This window comes from Corynebacterium sp. HMSC08C04, from assembly GCF_001807495.1.
In the GTDB taxonomy this organism is placed as follows: Bacteria; Actinomycetota; Actinomycetes; order Mycobacteriales; family Mycobacteriaceae; genus Corynebacterium; species Corynebacterium simulans.
This window is the reverse complement of the sequence record NZ_KV789201.1, coordinates 76,337-94,305: the sequence shown is the minus strand read 5'-3', so window position 1 is coordinate 94,305 and position 17,969 is coordinate 76,337. Positions and strand designations below refer to the sequence as shown.

17 protein-coding genes are annotated in these 17,969 nt (G+C 58.3%); 4 read left to right on the top strand and 13 right to left on the bottom strand.

Annotated features, from left to right (window positions below; translation table 11 throughout):
• Window positions 1-276: 276 nt before the first annotated feature.
• On the bottom strand, window positions 277-774 hold the full coding sequence (locus HMPREF3169_RS02770; RefSeq protein ID WP_070455621.1) for an Rv1476 family membrane protein: 498 nt from the start codon (window positions 772-774) through the stop codon (window positions 277-279).
• A 394-nt stretch (window positions 775-1,168) separates the two neighbouring features.
• Here HMPREF3169_RS02770 and can point away from each other — a divergent pair, with 394 nt between their 5' ends.
• Both can and HMPREF3169_RS02760 read left to right on the top strand, forming a co-directional pair.
• Window positions 1,169-3,985 (top strand): aconitate hydratase, encoded by a 2,817-nt coding sequence (can, locus tag HMPREF3169_RS02765; protein ID WP_210387442.1) that lies wholly within the window; start codon window positions 1,169-1,171, stop codon window positions 3,983-3,985.
• 153 nt (window positions 3,986-4,138) lie between these two features.
• On the top strand, window positions 4,139-4,711 hold the full coding sequence (locus tag HMPREF3169_RS02760; RefSeq protein WP_061922406.1) for a TetR/AcrR family transcriptional regulator: 573 nt from the start codon (window positions 4,139-4,141) through the stop codon (window positions 4,709-4,711).
• Window positions 4,712-4,716: 5 nt separating this feature from the next.
• Here HMPREF3169_RS02760 and HMPREF3169_RS02755 read toward each other — a convergent pair whose 3' ends face one another.
• Window positions 4,717-5,385 (bottom strand): SDR family oxidoreductase, encoded by a 669-nt coding sequence (locus HMPREF3169_RS02755; RefSeq protein ID WP_061922403.1) that lies wholly within the window; start codon window positions 5,383-5,385, stop codon window positions 4,717-4,719.
• Window positions 5,386-5,423: 38 nt separating this feature from the next.
• Here HMPREF3169_RS02755 and HMPREF3169_RS02750 point away from each other — a divergent pair, with 38 nt between their 5' ends.
• Together HMPREF3169_RS02750 and HMPREF3169_RS02745 are read left to right on the top strand one after the other, a co-directional pair.
• The gene (locus HMPREF3169_RS02750; RefSeq protein WP_049062390.1) at window positions 5,424-5,693 is read left to right on the top strand and encodes an ACT domain-containing protein; all 270 of its coding nucleotides are present in this window, start codon (window positions 5,424-5,426) and stop codon (window positions 5,691-5,693) included.
• A 2-nt stretch (window positions 5,694-5,695) separates the two neighbouring features.
• Complete coding sequence (locus HMPREF3169_RS02745) at window positions 5,696-7,060, top strand: PFL family protein (RefSeq protein WP_061922400.1); 1,365 nt, start codon at window positions 5,696-5,698, stop codon at window positions 7,058-7,060.
• On the opposite strand, the gene HMPREF3169_RS02740 is transcribed toward HMPREF3169_RS02745, so the two are convergent.
• The 11 genes from HMPREF3169_RS02740 to sufB all read right to left on the bottom strand — a co-directional run bounded on the left by HMPREF3169_RS02740 (window position 7,061) and on the right by sufB (window position 17,953).
• On the bottom strand, window positions 7,061-8,155 hold the full coding sequence (locus HMPREF3169_RS02740) for an ATP-binding cassette domain-containing protein (RefSeq protein ID WP_061922397.1): 1,095 nt from the start codon (window positions 8,153-8,155) through the stop codon (window positions 7,061-7,063).
• The gene (locus HMPREF3169_RS02735) at window positions 8,146-8,829 is read right to left on the bottom strand and encodes an energy-coupling factor transporter transmembrane component T family protein (protein ID WP_070455619.1); all 684 of its coding nucleotides are present in this window, start codon (window positions 8,827-8,829) and stop codon (window positions 8,146-8,148) included. The genes HMPREF3169_RS02740 and HMPREF3169_RS02735 overlap by 10 nt, the downstream gene beginning before the upstream one ends.
• The gene (locus HMPREF3169_RS02730) at window positions 8,826-9,575 is read right to left on the bottom strand and encodes a hypothetical protein (protein ID WP_061922391.1); all 750 of its coding nucleotides are present in this window, start codon (window positions 9,573-9,575) and stop codon (window positions 8,826-8,828) included. Before HMPREF3169_RS02730 ends, HMPREF3169_RS02735 begins: the two co-directional genes overlap by 4 nt.
• Before the next feature lie 106 nt (window positions 9,576-9,681).
• Window positions 9,682-10,620, bottom strand: coding sequence for a nucleoside hydrolase (locus HMPREF3169_RS02725; RefSeq protein ID WP_061922389.1), 939 nt, complete (start codon window positions 10,618-10,620; stop codon window positions 9,682-9,684).
• A gap of 53 nt (window positions 10,621-10,673) precedes the next feature.
• Window positions 10,674-12,305, bottom strand: coding sequence for an ABC-F family ATP-binding cassette domain-containing protein (locus HMPREF3169_RS02720; protein ID WP_070455618.1), 1,632 nt, complete (start codon window positions 12,303-12,305; stop codon window positions 10,674-10,676).
• A 122-nt stretch (window positions 12,306-12,427) separates the two neighbouring features.
• Complete coding sequence (locus HMPREF3169_RS02715; RefSeq protein WP_061922383.1) at window positions 12,428-12,835, bottom strand: metal-sulfur cluster assembly factor; 408 nt, start codon at window positions 12,833-12,835, stop codon at window positions 12,428-12,430.
• Complete coding sequence (gene sufU / locus HMPREF3169_RS02710) at window positions 12,836-13,285, bottom strand: Fe-S cluster assembly sulfur transfer protein SufU (protein ID WP_061922380.1); 450 nt, start codon at window positions 13,283-13,285, stop codon at window positions 12,836-12,838.
• The gene (locus tag HMPREF3169_RS02705; RefSeq protein WP_070455617.1) at window positions 13,285-14,529 is read right to left on the bottom strand and encodes a cysteine desulfurase; all 1,245 of its coding nucleotides are present in this window, start codon (window positions 14,527-14,529) and stop codon (window positions 13,285-13,287) included. The genes sufU and HMPREF3169_RS02705 overlap by 1 nt, the downstream gene beginning before the upstream one ends.
• A gap of 8 nt (window positions 14,530-14,537) precedes the next feature.
• Window positions 14,538-15,296 (bottom strand): Fe-S cluster assembly ATPase SufC, encoded by a 759-nt coding sequence (gene sufC / locus HMPREF3169_RS02700; protein WP_061922373.1) that lies wholly within the window; start codon window positions 15,294-15,296, stop codon window positions 14,538-14,540.
• Between the two features lie 29 nt (window positions 15,297-15,325).
• Complete coding sequence (gene sufD, locus HMPREF3169_RS02695) at window positions 15,326-16,507, bottom strand: Fe-S cluster assembly protein SufD (RefSeq protein ID WP_070432912.1); 1,182 nt, start codon at window positions 16,505-16,507, stop codon at window positions 15,326-15,328.
• Window positions 16,508-17,953: a Fe-S cluster assembly protein SufB gene (gene sufB, locus HMPREF3169_RS02690; RefSeq protein WP_061922366.1), complete on the bottom strand. Its 1,446-nt coding sequence runs from the start codon at window positions 17,951-17,953 to the stop codon at window positions 16,508-16,510.
• Window positions 17,954-17,969: the final 16 nt, after the last annotated feature.

The window sequence follows — 17,969 nt, the reverse complement described above, 5'->3', positions numbered from 1 at the left end:
GGGAGGCAAATTCCCAACGGATTGAGGTCCAGATCCGCGCGAGATCGATGGCTCAGGTGTAGCCAGATCGGTAAATTTGATGGCCAACTTTCGGGTTGATTGCAACCGCACGGTTCCCCTCATTCGGCACCCGGTGACCCCGACGGTTCACTCAGGTTCTGGGGATAGTTTTTCGAACAAATCTAAGTCTCATAGTTTCCGAAACGCTGAAAACGAGAGAAATCTTCGAGCTTCGGTTGAACCGAGGTTCGGCGGACAATCGTCCCACCGTTGGGCCTAGCCCATTTTCTCGGAACGCGTTTCACGCCTTGATGCAGACCTGAAAGCTATCCAAGCAACGGCGAGCGCGAGCACCATCATAATGGCGGTGAGAAACACCGAATGGACGTCAAACCTATCTATGCCATCATAAAAGCGTTCAAGGAGCTCAACCTGATCGATACCCCTAGGAATCTTGCGTTGCACCGCTTCCAGTTCCGCACGCGACAGCGAGCTACTCACGGCAGAGACATGCGAAGGCACTTGAACAATGACGGTATCTAATCCCGTGGAATTTTGAAGATCGACGGCAAGGTTGCGGCTTTCTGCCGCAGTGGCGGTGTAGTCATCCACAACAGCAACGCCATGGCCGGCATGCAACGCCGCAGAAATGGAGTCCTGAACGGATTGATCGTTGGCCAGGTCCGCATTAGTAAAGGCGGAGCCATCCGCACGTAGCTGCGCGGCGAGGTCAGCGATATCAATCACCGGAGATTCGGCGCTTTCCACACTCATTGCTCCCCTCCTCCACTTCGGTTGCTAATGCTGCCTTGCCGTAACCCACCCTATAAATAGCAACCCATGGGCGCCCGTGAGCGAGCAGCTTCGATTTATAAAGTATCGCTGCCATCATCGGGACCGCCTATGTGACGCGCGGAACCTTCCCAAAAGGTGAAACAGAACGCTCGTACTGTTATAGTTGACACGGTCGTCGGTCGAAACCATTAGACTGGTTTCCGAACCTTCGCGTTCTTCTCGTTTCCAGCGCCTTGGCCTTAAACGCAAGCGCCTTATTCCTCATATATATGTGAACCATATATGTGAACATGGAAAGTGGCGGCTTACCTTTAAGGCGGTAGAGCTGGAAACCATGAACTTTTGTTCTGACAAACAAGGAATGGAGCTCCCTGTGACTGAAAGCCTAAACTCCTTCGGTGCCAAGAAGACTCTTGACGTCAACGGCAAGTCCTATGACTACTTTGACATCAACGCAGTCGCTGGCCTGGAGAAGCTGCCTTACTCCCTGAAGGTGCTTGCTGAGAACCAGCTGCGCTACGAGGACGGCAAGAATGTAACCAAGGATCACATCAACGCACTTGCTAACTGGGATCCGTCCGCTGAGCCGGACACCGAGATCCAGTTCACTCCGGCACGTGTTCTGATGCAGGACTTCACCGGTGTTCCGTGTGTAGTCGACCTCGCCACCATGCGTGAGGCAATCTCCGCTCTGGGCGGCAAGCCAGAGCAGGTTAACCCGCTGAACCCGGCAGAGATGGTCATCGACCACTCCGTTATCGTTGAGGCCTTCGGTTCCGCAGAAGCGCTCGAGAAGAACGTTGAAATTGAGTACGAGCGCAACCAGGAGCGCTACCAGTTCCTGCGTTGGGGTGCTGAGAACTTCTCCAACTTCCGCGTTGTCCCACCGGGAACCGGCATTGTCCACCAGGTCAACATCGAGTACCTGTCCCGCGTCGTCTTCGACAACGACGGTGTCGCATACCCAGATACCTGTATCGGTACCGACTCCCACACCACCATGGAAAACGGCCTGGGCATCCTGGGCTGGGGTGTTGGCGGCATCGAGGCTGAGGCTGCAATGCTCGGCCAGCCGGTCTCCATGCTTATCCCGCGCGTTGTCGGCTTCAAGCTGACCGGCGAGATCCCAGTCGGTGTTACCGCAACCGACGTCGTTCTAACCATCACCGAGATGCTCCGCGAGCACGGTGTTGTCCAGAAGTTCGTTGAGTTCTACGGCAATGGCGTTAAGTCCATTCCGCTGGCTAACCGCGCAACCATCGGCAACATGTCCCCAGAGTTCGGCTCCACCGCCGCAATCTTCCCGATTGACGAGGAAACCATCAAGTATCTCGAGCTCACCGGTCGCCCAATGGAGCAGATCGAGCGCGTCGAGGCTTACGCCAAGGCACAGGGCATGTGGCTGGAGCAGGACGCTCCAGAGGCAGAGTACTCCGAGTACCTCGAGCTGGACCTGTCCACCGTTGTTCCTTCCATCGCTGGTCCAAAGCGCCCACAGGATCGCATCCTGCTGTCCGAGGCTAAGGAGCAGTTCCGTAAGGATCTACCGACCTACGCAACTGGCGACGTCGTCGTTGACGAGTCCTCCCTTGAGGCAAAGCGCATGACCTCCGAGGGCGACGCTGACGAGGCACTCGTTGACGTTACCGGCGGTCTGAACAACTCCCGTGAGGGTCACGGCGAGTCCGCAGCCAAGGGTGGCTCCGGCCGTCAGTCCAACCCAGTTACCGTCACCTCCCCTAATGGCGGCGAGTACACCCTTGACCACGGCATGGTTGCAATCGCTTCTATCACCTCTTGCACCAACACCTCTAACCCATCCGTCATGGTTGGCGCTGGCCTCATCGCCCGCAAGGCTGCTGAAAAGGGCCTGACCTCCAAGCCATGGGTTAAGACCATCTGTGCACCGGGTTCCCAGGTTGTTGACGGTTACTTCCAGCGTGCAGACCTCTGGAAGGACCTTGAGGCTCTGGGCTTCTACCTCTCCGGCTTTGGTTGCACCTCCTGCATCGGCAACTCCGGCCCGCTTCCGGAGGAGATCTCCGCTGCCATCAACGAGCATGACTTGGCTGCAACCGCAGTCCTGTCCGGTAACCGTAACTTCGAGGGACGTATCTCCCCGGACGTCAAGATGAACTACTTGGCTTCCCCAATCATGGTTATCGCTTATGCTATTGCCGGCACCATGGACTTCGATTTCGACACCCAGGCTCTGGGTCAGGATCAGGACGGCAACGATGTCTTCCTGAAGGACATCTGGCCTTCCTCCGAGGAGATCGAGGACACCATCCAGAAGGCAATCTCCCGCGAGCTCTACGAGGCTGACTACGCTGACGTCTTCAAGGGCGACGATGCATGGCGCTCCCTCGATGTGCCAGAGGGCGAGACCTTCGACTGGAACGACGATTCCACCTACATCCGCAAGGCACCGTACTTCGACGGCATGCCGGCAGAGCCGACCCCAGTCGAGGACATCAAGGGCGCTCGCGTTCTTGCCAAGCTGGGCGATTCCGTCACCACCGACCACATCTCCCCTGCTTCTTCAATTAAGCCGGGCACCCCTGCTGCTCAGTACCTGGATGAAAACGGCGTTGAGCGTCAGGACTACAACTCCCTCGGTTCCCGTCGTGGTAACCACGAGGTCATGATGCGTGGTACCTTCGCCAACATCCGTCTGCAGAACCAGCTGGTCGACGTTGCTGGTGGCTACACCCGCGACTTCACCCAAGAAGGCGCACCGCAGTCCTTCATCTTCGACGCTTGCGAGAACTACAAAGCAGCTGGCATTCCGCTGGTTGTTATCGCTGGCAAGGAGTACGGCACCGGTTCTTCCCGTGACTGGGCTGCTAAGGGCACCAACCTGCTTGGCGTCAAGGCTGTCATTACCGAGTCCTTCGAGCGTATCCACCGCTCCAACCTCATCGGTATGGGCGTTATCCCACTGCAGTTCCCAGAGGGCGAGTCCCACGAGTCCCTCGGCCTAGATGGCACCGAGACCTTCGACATCGAAGGCATCTCTGCTCTCAACGAGGGTGGCATCCCGAAGTCGGTTCACGTAACCGCTACCAAGGAATCTGGCGAGACCGTCGAGTTCGACGCTAAGGTCCGCATCGATACCCCGGGTGAGGCCGACTACTACCGCCACGGCGGCATCCTGCAGTACGTGCTGCGCCAGATGGTTAAGGCTTAAGGTCTTCACACCATCTAATTCCTAGGTAAAACCCTAGGTAGAGCGGGGACCGCAAGTTATCTTGCGGTCCCCCTTTTAGACTTGACCGGGGAATCCAAGCTCCGGTTAGAACTTAATATTTTTAACTTGCCATCTAGAAGAAACGGATTTTCTATGCCCATCGTGAGTGATGCTGAGCTCAACCGACGTCGACATGACATCCTCGTCGGTGCACGCAAGTGTTTCGCCGAGCATGGCTACGAGGGAGCTACGGTCCGCCTTCTAGAAGAGGCCACGGGCAAGTCCCGCGGCGCCATCTTCCACCACTTTGGCGACAAAGAGTCATTGTTCTTGGCGCTGGCGCGTGAAGACGCTGCCCGCCAGGCGGAGGTCGTTGCGAATAACGGCTTGGTCGAAGTAATGAGTGAGATGCTCCGCCACCCAGAGCGCCACGATTGGCTGGCTACTCGGTTGGAGATCTCATCGCTGCTGCGGACCGATCCTTCGTTCCGCGCGCGGTGGGTGGACCAACAATCGGTGCTTTCCGACGCAGTCCGTGCCCGCCTACAGTCCAACGCTGAGGAAGGTCGCATGCGCGACGACGTCAGCGTGGACACGTTGGTGCTCTACCTCGAGACCTTCATGGATGGCTTCATTTCCCGCCTAGCACTCGGTGACCACGCTGGTCTTAGAGCTGTGCTAGACCTCGTGGAGCAAACCATCCGTAAAGATAAAGCGGGTGCCTAGCCGGCTTAAATACTGCTGACTGGATTCTCGCCATCGATGAAGGCCAACGGGCTAGCCGGAAGGCTCTCGCGGCCAACAACTTCAGTAATCACCTCGGCAACCAGCTCACGGCTAGTCTGGCCGTGAGGATTCGTATCCTCGATTACCTCGATGCCGCCCGCTGGCTCTTCCGTAAGCGCAGATGGGCCGAGGATGACATAGTTCAGTTCAGAAGAATTCAGGCGGTTGTCTACTGCCTTCTTTGACTCAACGTAGGCGTACCAAGACTCATCATTGGGATCGGTCTCGTTGTGCGTTGCGCCAACGTAGGAGATCATCACGTAATCAGGTACCTTTTTGCCCTCTGCTTTGAGCAGCTCTAGGGCGTCGATAGTTGCCATTGCGCCATCGCGATCTACAGCCCAGGTAAGGTCTGCGCCTCCACGGCCGCCGTTACCGGCACCCCACACCACGGTGTCGAAGTCCGCGAAAAGCTCAGCCCATTCTTGGGCGCTGGTCTTTGTGATGTCCTTCAGCACTGCGGTAGCGCCTAGGTTTTCAATCTCCTCCACTTGGGACTCGGAGCGGATCAGCGAATGAACGTTGTGGCCCACTTTTAGCATCTTCGGGGTGGCAAGCAGACCGACCTTTCCGTGTCCGCCAATGTAAAGTACTTTCTTTTTCGTCAAAGTCATGGCCCCCACCGTACGTGAAGAGCGATAGAATTTAATCCATGATTGCCATTATGACTGTTACCGGTGCGGATAGCACCGGAATTATCGCTTCTGTTACAACCAGTCTCGCTGAACTTGGAGTCAACATCGTTGACGTCTCCCAGACCTTGATGTCTGGCTTCTTCACCATGATTCTGCGCGTGGAATTTGATGAATCTGAGGTTTCGATCCAACAGATTCAAGAGCGCATGAATAAGGTGGGCGAAGACATCAACCAGTCCATCCGTGTTCAATCCGAGGCGCTGTTTACAGCGATGAACGAGATCTAGATATGCTCAATCGCTTTAATACCGTAAGTATCCTCGACACGATCGAGATGATCGATAAGTACCGTCTCGATATCCGTACCGTCACCATGGGTATCTCGCTGCTTAGCTGCACGCGCTCTTCTATGGACGCTACAGCACAGGCTGTCTATGACTTGGTCACCGAGCGAGCCAAGCACTTGGTGGAAGTCTGCGAAGGCATCGAGCAAGAGCTCGGCATCCCGATCGTGAACAAGCGAATCTCGGTGACCCCGGTCAGCCTGATCGTGGCTGGTGTCGACGGCAACCCGGTCGAGGTAGCCAAGGCCCTGGACCGTGCCGCAGCTGAGACCGGCGTCAACTTCGTCGGCGGCTACTCTGCTCTCGTGGAAAAGGGCGCCACCACCGCGGAAAAGAAGCTCATCAATTCGATCCCTGAGGCACTGTCCACCACGGAGCTCGTGTGCTCCTCCGTAAATATCGCGTCCTCCCGCGCGGGCATCAACATGAATGCCGCCAAGCGCATGGGCGAGGTCATCAAGGAGGCCGCCGAACTGACCAAGTATCAGTCGGCGATCGCCTGCGCCAAGCTGGTGGTCTTTGCAAACTCCGTGGGCGACAACCCGTTCATGGCGGGTGCCTTCCACGGCATCGAGGAACCGGATTGCGTGGTTTCCGTGGGCGTTTCCGGCCCCGGCGTGGTTGACCGTGCGTTGGGCAACCTCGAGGGTGCCACCCTGGATCAGGTTGCCGAGGAGGTCAAGAAGGCCGCGTTTAAGATCACGCGTGCTGGCCAGCTCGTGGGCAACATGGCCTCCGAGCGCCTTGGCGTTCCCTTCGGCATCATTGACCTTTCCCTGGCACCGACGGCCGAGCTCGGCGACTCAGTGGCACACATCCTCGAGCACATGGGCCTTGACCAGGTCGGCACGCACGGCACTACCGCCGCGCTGGCGCTGCTTAACGACGCAGTGAAGAAGGGCGGCATGATGGCGTGTTCCCGCGTCGGCGGCCTTTCGGGTTCCTTCATCCCGGTCTCCGAGGACAAGGGCATGATCGACGCAGTGCGTTCCGGTGCCATCTCCATGGACAAGCTGGAAGCCATGACCGCAATCTGCTCGGTCGGCTTCGACATGATTGCGCTTCCTGGCGATACCTCTGCGGCAACTATTGCCGGCATGATTGCTGATGAAGCCGCCATCGGTGTGATGAACCATAAGACCACCGCGGTCCGCGTTATTCCAGTACCGGGTGCCAAGATTGGCGACGAAGTCAACTTCGGTGGTCTGCTCGGATACGCTCCGGTCATCCCGGTCAACACCGTGGGCAACTCTACGTTTGTCAATCGCGGCGGCTTTATCCCGGCACCGGTCCACGGCTTCCGAAATTAATCAGCAGCGTAGAGCTAGAGAGGTGACCTGCGCATAAGCCGCAATTTCTTCTACGAAACGAGGTTCATGGCAGGTCACCACGAGGGCTGCTCCCCTTGCTAAAGCGTGGTGCATGAGCCGGTGCACCCACGTTGTGCCCCGGGCGTCGAGAAGCGTGTCTGGCTCATCCAACATCACGACCTCGCGCCCCTGCGCCACCACGTGGGCAATCTGTGCTACGCGTAGCTGGGACATAGAGACGTCCAGCGGATGATCATCGAAGGCAATCTCGGCGGAAAGCTGGCTCAAGAGTTCTTCGGGTAGAGTCCCTTCCCCGATCCACTGGGCGATGGTGGGTTCAATAATCTGATCTAGCGGCGACTGTAAAGCCAGCGATGTGCTCGCATGCACAGGAGCATTTCCGTCGAGGCCGGCCATCGCGCGCAACAGCGTGGTCTTGCCGGAGCCGTTGTCGCCGCGCAGCCACAGCACGGCGCCGTGCTGCAACCGCAAATCCACCGGCCCTACCGTGAAAAGCTTGGAGTCCACAGGTTTCAGGTTCCACCACCGCCTGCGCCTGCCACCGCGCTTGGCTTGAATACCGTCTAGAACGATTGCCTCACCAGACGGAACAATCGCTTCCAGTTCTTGGCCGTCCTGCGCGAGCATCTGCATCTCGTGCTCGACCAACACCACGGCTGTTTGATCCAACTTTCCTAAGTAGGCCGCGATGCGTTCGCGGGAATGCGCGTCTAGGCCGGCCCATGGCTCAACAATAATCAGGATTTCCGGTCGCGCTATGGCGACTTGTGCCAATGCGAGCCGACGCGTTTGACCGCCCGACAGCGTGGCGGGATTGCGGGTGCCATCAAGGTCGACATCGCCAAGCGTGGCGTCAACACGCTGGGCCATCTCCTCGCACTGCCTGCCTTGGTTCTCCAAGGCCAAAGCCAGTTCCTCACGCACGGTATCGCGCAGAAAAGTAACGTGCGCAGCCGCAAAGGAACCAATGACAGTATTTACGCCTAACTCCCGCGCGAGTTCCTGTGCCACTTCATCGGCGTTTTCCTCAAAAGCGACCCTCAAGGTGTGGATTTCACCAGGTTTTAGCTCCATATCACCGCTCCCAAGATGCTAAATACTGGCAAGGTCCAGCGCAATACTTGCTGGAACTTACTATCTGGTACGGGGACCAGCACTGTACGTTTGCCCGGGGTATCGAAGCCAATGGCTCCCAACGCATGCCCGCGGCTTGCGCCTTGGGTAAGCAAGCGTGCGATGACCGGAATGATGACACGGGGTGCAACATTGCCCAAGTGAATCTTCGCCCCGGCGAGGCGGTTAGCATCGCGTACTGCGGCCACCGTTGCAGCACCCTGCGGCAATGATTGGAGCGACGCCCCCACAACATATGCGGCCTTGTGTCCAAACCGCGAGGTTTGCAGCCATTTGGCTACGTCACTTACCTTTAGTGCTGCCGCTGCAGCGAGGATGCATCCCATGAGCGTGGCGAATCGCAGCGAAAGCTTAGCTGCAAGCCACAGCCCGTCACTGGTTAAAAAGGGCGCGAGGCGATTATCACCATAGGGCGCATGGATAAGCACCATCGAGGCGGCAGCGGGAAGCGCCAATACCGCGGTGGTCGCTACCACGGAGATGGAGCGTGACCAGATGGTGCCGCATATAAGCCATACGCTAAGCAGCACAAAGTTAAGCCAGGGCTGGTTTATCGCCACGACGAGAAACCACGTTGATGCGGCCGCACTGAAGATAGTTGCGGGATGAATCATAGCTGAGGGCGCAGCGATTCCAGGGTGCGCTTGGGCAATGCCTTGACGGTGGCCCACACGATCAAAAACACGATGATCTTATCGAGCGGATCGGAGATAAAGGACTGCAACGTCACCGATGCGAGTAGAGAGTTTCCCAGCTCGCGGAAAAGCGAGACCACAGCGCCCGTACCCAGGCCGGCTGTTCCTCCATAAACGAAAGCCGCAACCGGTGCCGCAAGCATGCCGGAGATGATGCCGATAACAGCACCAGAGGCAACAACGCGCCACCACTTCTTAAACGCGCCGTGGGAAATAGCCCACCCGGAAAGGTACCCAGTAGCTGCAGAAACGGCCGCAAACGGAAGTGCTGCGGGATTGATGAGTCCCCACACCACCGAAGACAACGTGCCCGTGGCAAGGCCTGCGATTGGCCCGGCAAGAGCGGCTACGAGGATCGTGCCGACCGCGTCCAAATACAAAGGCACTCCGATAGAACCGATGATCTCGCCTACCACGATGTTTAAGACCAGAGCTACTGGAATGATCGCGATAGTACGGGCTGGAAGAACAGGCAATGTGCCTGCCAACAAAAACACGGCACCGCCCACATAGCCGCCCAAGGTAATGAGTGCCTCGGTCGAACCGGCTACTGATTCCCAAGAGGTCGGACGCACGAGGACCAGATAAATCCACGTCGCTGCAACCAAAAGGCCGCCGGCCAGGACCATAGCCTTGCGCGCAGGCGTTAGAGATAACTGTGACATAAAAAGAATTCTCCAGATAAAAGAAATGAAAGAAGGAAAAGCAAACGGATCTGCTTTGGATTTAATGCCCTATGTCACCTCGGGCAACGCACCAATAATAGGCAGACTAGGCGTGCTTGCTCAAAATCCGCGCGGCGCGAAGAAACTCAGCATGCGCGCCGGGGATATCCACGGCCTGCACGAGCCGCGCATTATGCGGCAGATCCCAATGCCCACGCAAGTCCGCGACGCTGGTTCCTCGCATCAACTGTGAATCCGCTTCGACCGCCACGGTGGTCTCTTGCTTTAGGTAGTCCACGCGCTCGAGCGCAATCATGCACGTTAAAAGGTCATGGATTTGTGCTTGGTATCCCTCGCCCTGCGCGCGGTGAAACTCGAAGTAAAAACGGAGGATCTCCGGAAGGTGCGCCTTCACGGGGTGCTCCCCCAACTCCTTCATCAGCGCCTCCAGGCGTGGTGGATCGATGAGGAATTGCTCGGTGACCTCCAAAGAGCACAAGGTAGCGTTGACTGTTTCGCGCTGGAGAGCATCAAAGAATTGCTGTGCCGCATGCGGGTCCACCCAGAAATTCCACTCGGCCGTGGGTGTGGTATTGCCTCGATAGTTAATCGCGCCGCCCATAACGCTGACCTTGGAAAATCCTGAAGTGCCGGCCAAGGCGGCGTTTGTTAGCGGGCCGGTGACGACGAGCTCGGCCCGGGCGTCGGCTGCGGCCTGCCAAAGCTCGCGCCAATCGTGGTGCGGCTCAAACTTCGGCGCGCTGACATAACCCAAACCGGCAGCGCCATGAGTTTCAGGTGTGGTCACCAGCTCCGCCTCGAGCGGGACGGGATGGCCCGGCGCAACGGGAACGCCGCCCAGCCCGCAGACCTGCAAGATGAAAGCAGCATTGCGTGCGGTGGTCGAAACATCGACGTTGCCGGCCGTGGTAGTCACTCCCACCAGCTCAATCTCGCCGGCGTGATGCAGCCCCGCGAGATAGAGCAGGGCCAAGGCATCATCAATGCCTGGATCACAATCGATAAAGACCTTGCGTGCTGCCATCTGCTTTCCTCTCTATAGGTCCTTGTACCCTCGGTGTGGAATAGGCCAACGAACTAAGCTAGCTCGACGATCTCCATGTACTCGTCGCTCCACATGTCTTCGTCGCCATCAGGCATGATGATCACGCGCTCCGGCTTTAGTGCCTTGACCGCACCGGGGTCGTGCGTGACCAGGACGACCGCACCTGTGTAAGTGGATAGCGCATCCAAGACCTGTTCGCGCGACTGCGGGTCCAAGTTGTTAGTAGGCTCATCCAGCAGCAAGACGTTTGCGCGCGAGGAAACCAGAGTGGCAAGCGAAAGACGCGTCTTCTCACCACCGGATAAGGTACCGGCGGGTTGCTCCAGCTTGTCGCCGGAGAACATAAAGGCGCCAAGCAGGCCACGCAAGTCCTGTTGGCCCGCATCGGGGCAGGCCTCAATAGTGTTTTCCCAGACGGTCTTTTTGCCGTCGATGTTGTCGTGCTCCTGCGCGAAGTAGCCGATACGCAGACCATGGCCGGAAACAATGCCGCCCTCACCGTCGGTGCGTTCTACTCCCGCAAGCAGCTTCAGCAACGTGGTCTTACCGGCACCGTTGTAACCAAGAACAACCACGCGGGAACCCTTGTCGATGGCAAGGTCGACGCCAGCAAAGACTTCCAAGGAACCGTACATCTTGGTAAGGCCCTTAGCGTTCATCGGGGTCTTGCCGCACGGCGCGGGCTCAGGGAACTTAATGTGTGCGACCTTGTCGGCCACGCGCACTTCGTCCAGTTGGTTCATCATGCGGTCCGCGCGGGCAAGCATCTGCTTGGCAGCGGCCGCCTTGGTAGCCTTCGCACCGAGCTTGGCAGCCTGCTTCTGCAGGGCCGAAGCCTTTTTCTCCGCATTGGCACGCTCACGTCGGCGACGTGCCTCATCGGTAGCGCGCGCATCCAGGTACTTCTTGAAGCCCATGTTGTAAATGTCGGCCTCGGCGCGCACTGCATCAAGGAACCAGATCTTGTTGCACACGGCCTCAAGGAGGTCCACATCGTGGGAGATCATGATGAGGCCGCCCTCGTGCTTGGACAAGAATCCGCGCAGCCACGTAATGGAGTCAGCATCCAAGTGGTTGGTTGGCTCATCCAGCAGCAAGGTGGTTTGGGACTTACCAGAGCCTGCCGAAGCCGCGAACAATATCTGCGCCAGCTCCACACGCCTGCGCTGACCGCCAGACAGGGTCTTCAACTTCTGGTCGAGGATGCGCTGCGGCAGGCCCAAGTTATCGCAAATCTGCGCGCACTCGGAGTCTGCTTCGTAGCCACCCAACGAGTGGTACTCCTCCTCCAAGCGGGAGTATTTGCGGATGGCTTTGTCACGGAACTTCTCATCCGTGGCAGTCTCCATCAGCTCCTGCTGCTTTGCCATACGGCGCTTGATCTCGTCCAAACCGCGGGCGGAGAGAACGCGCTCACGGGCGGTGATCTCGATATTGCCTTCGCGGGAGTCCTGTGGCAGGTAACCAATGGGGCCGGAACGCGTGACAGACCCGCCATAGGGCTCGGTCTCCCCTGCCAGGATGCGCATGGTGGTCGTCTTGCCCGCACCGTTGCGTCCGACCAGCCCGATGCGGTCGCCCGGCTGCACACGCAGGTGCTGGCCAGGGGCGTCGAGAAGCGTACGTGCGCCCACGCGCACCTCGAAATCATTGGTCACAATCACGAGGAATCAGTCTATCAACCGGCGCTAACAGGTCATAGCTGAGCCAAAACCAGAAAACAAGATAAGTCCCGCGGCCATTCGGCAGCGGGACTTATCAAGATGTGGAAGTTTAAATTGCTCGCCTAGACTGCGAAGCCTAGGGCCTGCAACATTTCGCGGCCTTCCTCGGTGATCATGTTCGGGCCCCATGGCGGCATCCAGACCCAGTTGATCTGGACGGCGTCGGCAAGCTTATTGCCCACAACAGCCGCCTCGACCTGCTCGCCGATGACATCGGTCAGCGGGCACGCCGGCGAGGTCAGCGTCATGTTGATCTTGGCGGTCTCCTTGCCGTCGACGTCCTCGAGCCAGACATCATAGACCAAGCCCAAGTCCACGACGTTGATGCCCAGCTCTGGGTCAATCACGTCGCGCATGTACTCGGTGATATCAAACGCCTTGGCAATCTGCTCCTCGGTCTGCGGTGGACGCTCGCCGCTGCCGGAAAAATTGGCGTTGGAATCCTGATATGGATCTACTGGTTCAGACATTTATTTCTCCAGTTCATTGAGTGCTTCCATGGATGCGGCCTGAAAGGCCTTCCATCCGAGCAAAGCGCATTTGACGCGGGCGGGGAACTTGGCGACGCCGCCGAAAGCAACACCGTCTCCAATGATCTCATCGTCGCCCTCGATTTCTCCGCGGGAGGTGACCATCTTTTCGAACTCGTCGAGCTTCGCGCGCGCTTCATCCAAGGACTTGCCCACGATCTCCTCCGCCATGACGGAGGTGGAGGCCTGCGAGATGGAGCAGCCCTCGGCGTCGTAGGAAACATCCTTTACGGTCTTGCCGTCCTCCGAAAGCTTCACGCGCAAGGTGATCTCGTCACCGCAGGATGGGTTGACGTGGTGAACCTCGGCCTGTCCTTCACGCAAGCCCGCGAATTTCGGGTTCTTATAGTGGTCCAGGATGACGTCCTGATACATCGAATCTAGATTCATTACTCCACTCCAAAGAATTCGCGTGCTGCCTTGACGGCCTCGATGAGCTTATCTACTTCTTCCTCCGTGTTGTAGAGGTAGAAGCTGGCGCGCGCAGTCGAATTGACGTTGCCTGCACGGTGCAGCGGCCACGCGCAGTGATGGCCGGTGCGGATCGCGACGCCGTGGGAATCTAGGACCTGGCCCAGATCGTGCGGGTGCACACCATCGACGACGAACGAGACCGCACCACCGCGGCTTTCGGTATCCTTCGGACCCACGATGTGCAGGCCAGGGATCTGCTGCAGGCCGTCCAGAGCGCGGGCGGTGAGTTTTTGCTCATGCGCATGGATATTGTCCATGCCGATTTCAGACAAGAACTTCACCGCCGCACCAAGACCAACTACTTGGCTGGTCATCTGAGTGCCCGCCTCAAAGCGAGTCGGCGGCGCGGCGAAGGTGGTCTCATCCATCTTCACGATTTCGATCATCGAGCCACCCGTTAGGAAAGGCGGGAGCTTTTCCAGTAGCTCAGCCTTTCCGTACAGGGCACCGATGCCGGTCGGACCACACATCTTGTGGCCTGAGAACGCAGCGAAGTCGACGTCGAGCGCGTGAAAATCCACTGCCATGTGTGGCACGGACTGGCAGGCGTCGAGGACGACCAACGCGCCGACCTCACGGGCGCGGCGCACCAGCTCGTCGACGTCGGCCACCGCGCCGGTGACGTTGGACTGATGGGTGAAAGCCACTACCTTGACGGAATCATCGAGCTCGAGGGAGTCGAGATCGATGCGCCCGTCTTCGGTCATGGAATACCACTTCAGCTGCGCACCGGTGCGCTGACACAGTTCCTGCCATGGCACGAGATTGGCATGGTGCTCCAGCTCGGTAATGACCACGGTGTCGCCCTCGCCTACGTACAGATCGCCTGCGCGTTCGTCGGAAAGCACGTAGGCAACCTCGTTGAGAGCCTCAGTTGCGTTCTTGGTGAAAGCAATCTCATCACGATCAGCGCCCACGAAAGCCACGATGGCTTGGCGAGCAGACTCGTAAGCGTCGTCCGCCTCCTCCGCCAGCTGATAGGAACCGCGGTGGACCGGAGCATTCGTGCCCAGTACGAACTCCTCCTCCGCCTTCCACACTGGCAGCGGACGCTGGGACGTAGCTCCCGAATCGAGGTACACCAGCGGCTTATCGTCGCGCACGGTGCGGCTCAGGATCGGGAATTGCTCCCTGATGGCAGAAACGTCGAAGTTAGACATTGTCCTTCTTACTTAACGAATTGGTCGTAACCGGACTCTTCAAGCTGGTCAGCCAGCTCAGCGCCGCCGGTCTTGATGACCTGGCCGTTGGCGAAGACGTGGACGAAGTCCGGCTTCACGTAATTGAGGATGCGCTTGTAGTGGGTAATCATCAAGATGCCGCCGTTGGTCTCCTCTTGGAAGCGGTTGATGCCCTCGGAAACAACGCGCAGAGCATCGACGTCCAGGCCGGAGTCGGTCTCATCCATGATTGCGAACTTTGGCTTGAGCAGATCGAGCTGCATAACCTCGTGGCGCTTCTTCTCGCCACCAGAGAAGCCCTCGTTGACGGCACGGTGTGCGAAGGACTTATCGATGGAAAGCTTCTCACGTGCCTCGCTAAGCTCCTTGTTCCATTCGCGCAGCTTCGGAGCCTCGCCGCGCACAGCAGTGACGGCAGAGCGCATGAACTGCGCCATCTTCACGCCCGGAACCTCGGTTGGGTACTGCATGGCCAGGAAGAGGCCAGCACGTGCGCGCTCGTCAACTTCCATCTCAAGGACGTTTTCGCCATCGAGCAGGATCTCGCCCTCGGTTACTTCGTACTTCGGGTGGCCAGCGATGACGTAGGACAAGGTGGACTTACCGGAGCCGTTCGGGCCCATGACTGCGTGGGTCTCTCCGGACTTGATGGTCAGGTTGACGCCCTTGAGGATTTCCTTGGCCTCGCCGTCCTCCTCGTTCGGGAGTACCTGCGCGTGGAGATTCTTGATTTCCAGGGTAGACATTGAGTTAGACCTGCTTTCGGGGATTGTTTCTAGGCGTTGATTTTTTCGAGCTCGTCAATGACGCGGGTTTCTAGATCCTCGCGCAAGGACTCAACTGGAATGCGGGAGATGACCTCGGAGAAGAAGCCGCGGATGATAAGGCGGCGTGCCTCTGCAGCCGGGATACCGCGGGACATCAGGTAGAACAGCTCGAGGTCGTCGAAGCGGCCAACGGTTGCGGCGTGGCCAGCACCCACGATTTCGCCGGTCTGGATCTCCAGGTTCGGGATCGCATCGGCGCGAGCACCCTCAGTCAGGATGAGGTTGTTGTTGGTCTCGTAGGTATCGGTGTTGGTGGCATCCTTGCGGATCAGTACGTCGCCAACCCAGCAGGTGCGAGCCTCAGCACGGCCAGACTCGGCGGAACCGTCAGCATGGGTTTCACCCTGCAGAGCACCCTTGTAGAACACGCGGGAGCGGCAGTTCGGTACTGAGTGGTCAACGAGCAGGCGGTTCTCGAAGTACTGGCCTGCATCGGCGAAGTAGACGCCGAGCATCTCTGCGTCGCCGCCTGGAGCGGTAAAGGCAACGCGTGGAACGATTCGCACGATTTCGCCGCCGAAGATGGCGGTGTTGTGGCGCAGAACAGAATCTCGACCCATGGAGGCAACCTGGTGGCCCAGGTGTACCGCGTTGTCTTCCCAGTCAGCGTCGACAACAACGGTGACGTTGGCGCCGTCGCCGACGATGAACTCAACGTTGTCAGCGTGGGTGCCGGAACCGACATACTTGAGCACGACGGTGGCCTCTGCATGGTGGCCCACCTGGATGGAGGTTGCACCGAAGGAGGTCACGCCCTCACCCGCGCCAGTGATGGTGATTTCCACTGGCTTATCCAGCTGAGCCTCAGCATCGATGGTGACCAACTGCGCTTCTGGCATGGAAGACCATGCCTGGGCTGCAACGCGGTCTGCAGGAGCACCTGCCTTGCCTAGGCGGGAATCGTCGGCAACGACGGTCTCGGAGCTAACGCCTTCCGGTGCGCTGACAGCAATCTTCTGCGCTACCGCCGGAGCGAACTCGCCGTTGTGCAAGCCACGCAAGTTACGCAGGGCGATAAAACGCCAAACCTCGTCGCGACCGTGCGGTACTGGGAAGTCCTCCACATTGAAAGACGTGAACTGATCGCCCTTGGTGACGTCAGCCGGATTGAATTCGTTAGATGCGACCACTTAGCCCACCGATCCTTCCATCTGCAGTTCAATAAGGCGGTTGAGCTCGAGGGCGTACTCCATCGGAAGCTCCTTCGCGATTGGCTCCACGAAGCCGCGCACGATCATCGCCATTGCCTCCTCTTCCGCGATGCCGCGGGACATGAGGTAGAACAGCTGCTCTTCGGAAACCTGGGACACCGTTGCCTCGTGGCCCAAGGTCACGTGGTCATTACGGATGTCGTTATACGGGTATGTATCGGAACGCGAATTGTTGTCCACGAGCAATGCGTCGCACTCGACGTTCGCGGTGGAGTTGGATGCGTTCGCGTTGACCTGCACCAGGCCGCGGTAAGCCGCGCGGCCACCGTTGCGGGCGACGGATTTAGACACGATGTTGGAGGAGGTACGCGGAGCCATGTGCAGCATCTTGGAACCGGTGTCCTGGACCTGATCCTCGCCAGCGAAAGCCAGAGAGAGAACTTCGCCCTTGGCATGCTCGCCGGTCAGCCAACAAGACGGGTACTTCATGGTGACCTTGGAACCGATGTTGCCATCGACCCATTCCATGGTGCCGCCCTCTTCCACCTTTGCGCGCTGGGTAACCAGGTTGTAGACGTTGGTGGACCAGTTCTGGATCGTGGTGTAGCGGCAACGGCCGCCTTTCTTCACGACGATCTCGATAACGCCGGTGTGCAAAGAATCGGAGTTGTAGATAGGAGCGGTACAACCCTCGATGTAGTGAACATAAGCGTCCTCCTCAACGACGATGAGGGTGCGCTCGAACTGGCCCATGTTCTCGGTGTTGATGCGGAAGTATGCCTGCAGCGGAATATCCACGTGCACGCCCTTTGGAACATAGACAAAGGAGCCGCCGGACCAGCAGGCATTGTTCAGCGCGGAGAATTTATTATCGCCAGCCGGAATGACGGTGCCGAAGTACTCCTGGAGAATTTCCGGGTACTCGCGCACTGCGGTATCGGTATCGACGAAGATAACGCCTTGGGCCTCCAGGTCCTCGCGAATCTTGTGGTAGACAACCTCAGACTCGTACTGCGCAGCAACGCCGGAGACCAGGCGCTTCTTTTCTGCATCCGGGATACCCAGCTTGTCGTAGGTCTCCTTGATATCAGAAGGAAGATCGTCCCAGGTCTGCGCCTGCTTCTCAGTGGAGCGCACGAAGTACTTGATGTTGTCGAAGTCAATAGCGGAGAGATCCGGGCCCCACGTTGGAACCGGCTTCTTGTTAAAGATGCGCAGCGCCTTCAGACGGGATTCCAGCATCCACTCCGGCTCGTTCTTCTTCTCAGAAATATCGCGGACGACGTCCTCGCTGAGTCCTCGGTGAGCTGCCTGGCCCGCTTCGTCGGAATCGTGCCAGCCGTACTCGTAACCACCGATGGAAGAGATGATCTCGTCATCACTCATCTTGGTCTCGAGGCCTGGCGCCGGTTGTGCCTGAGTCATAACCCGCTCCTTTCGT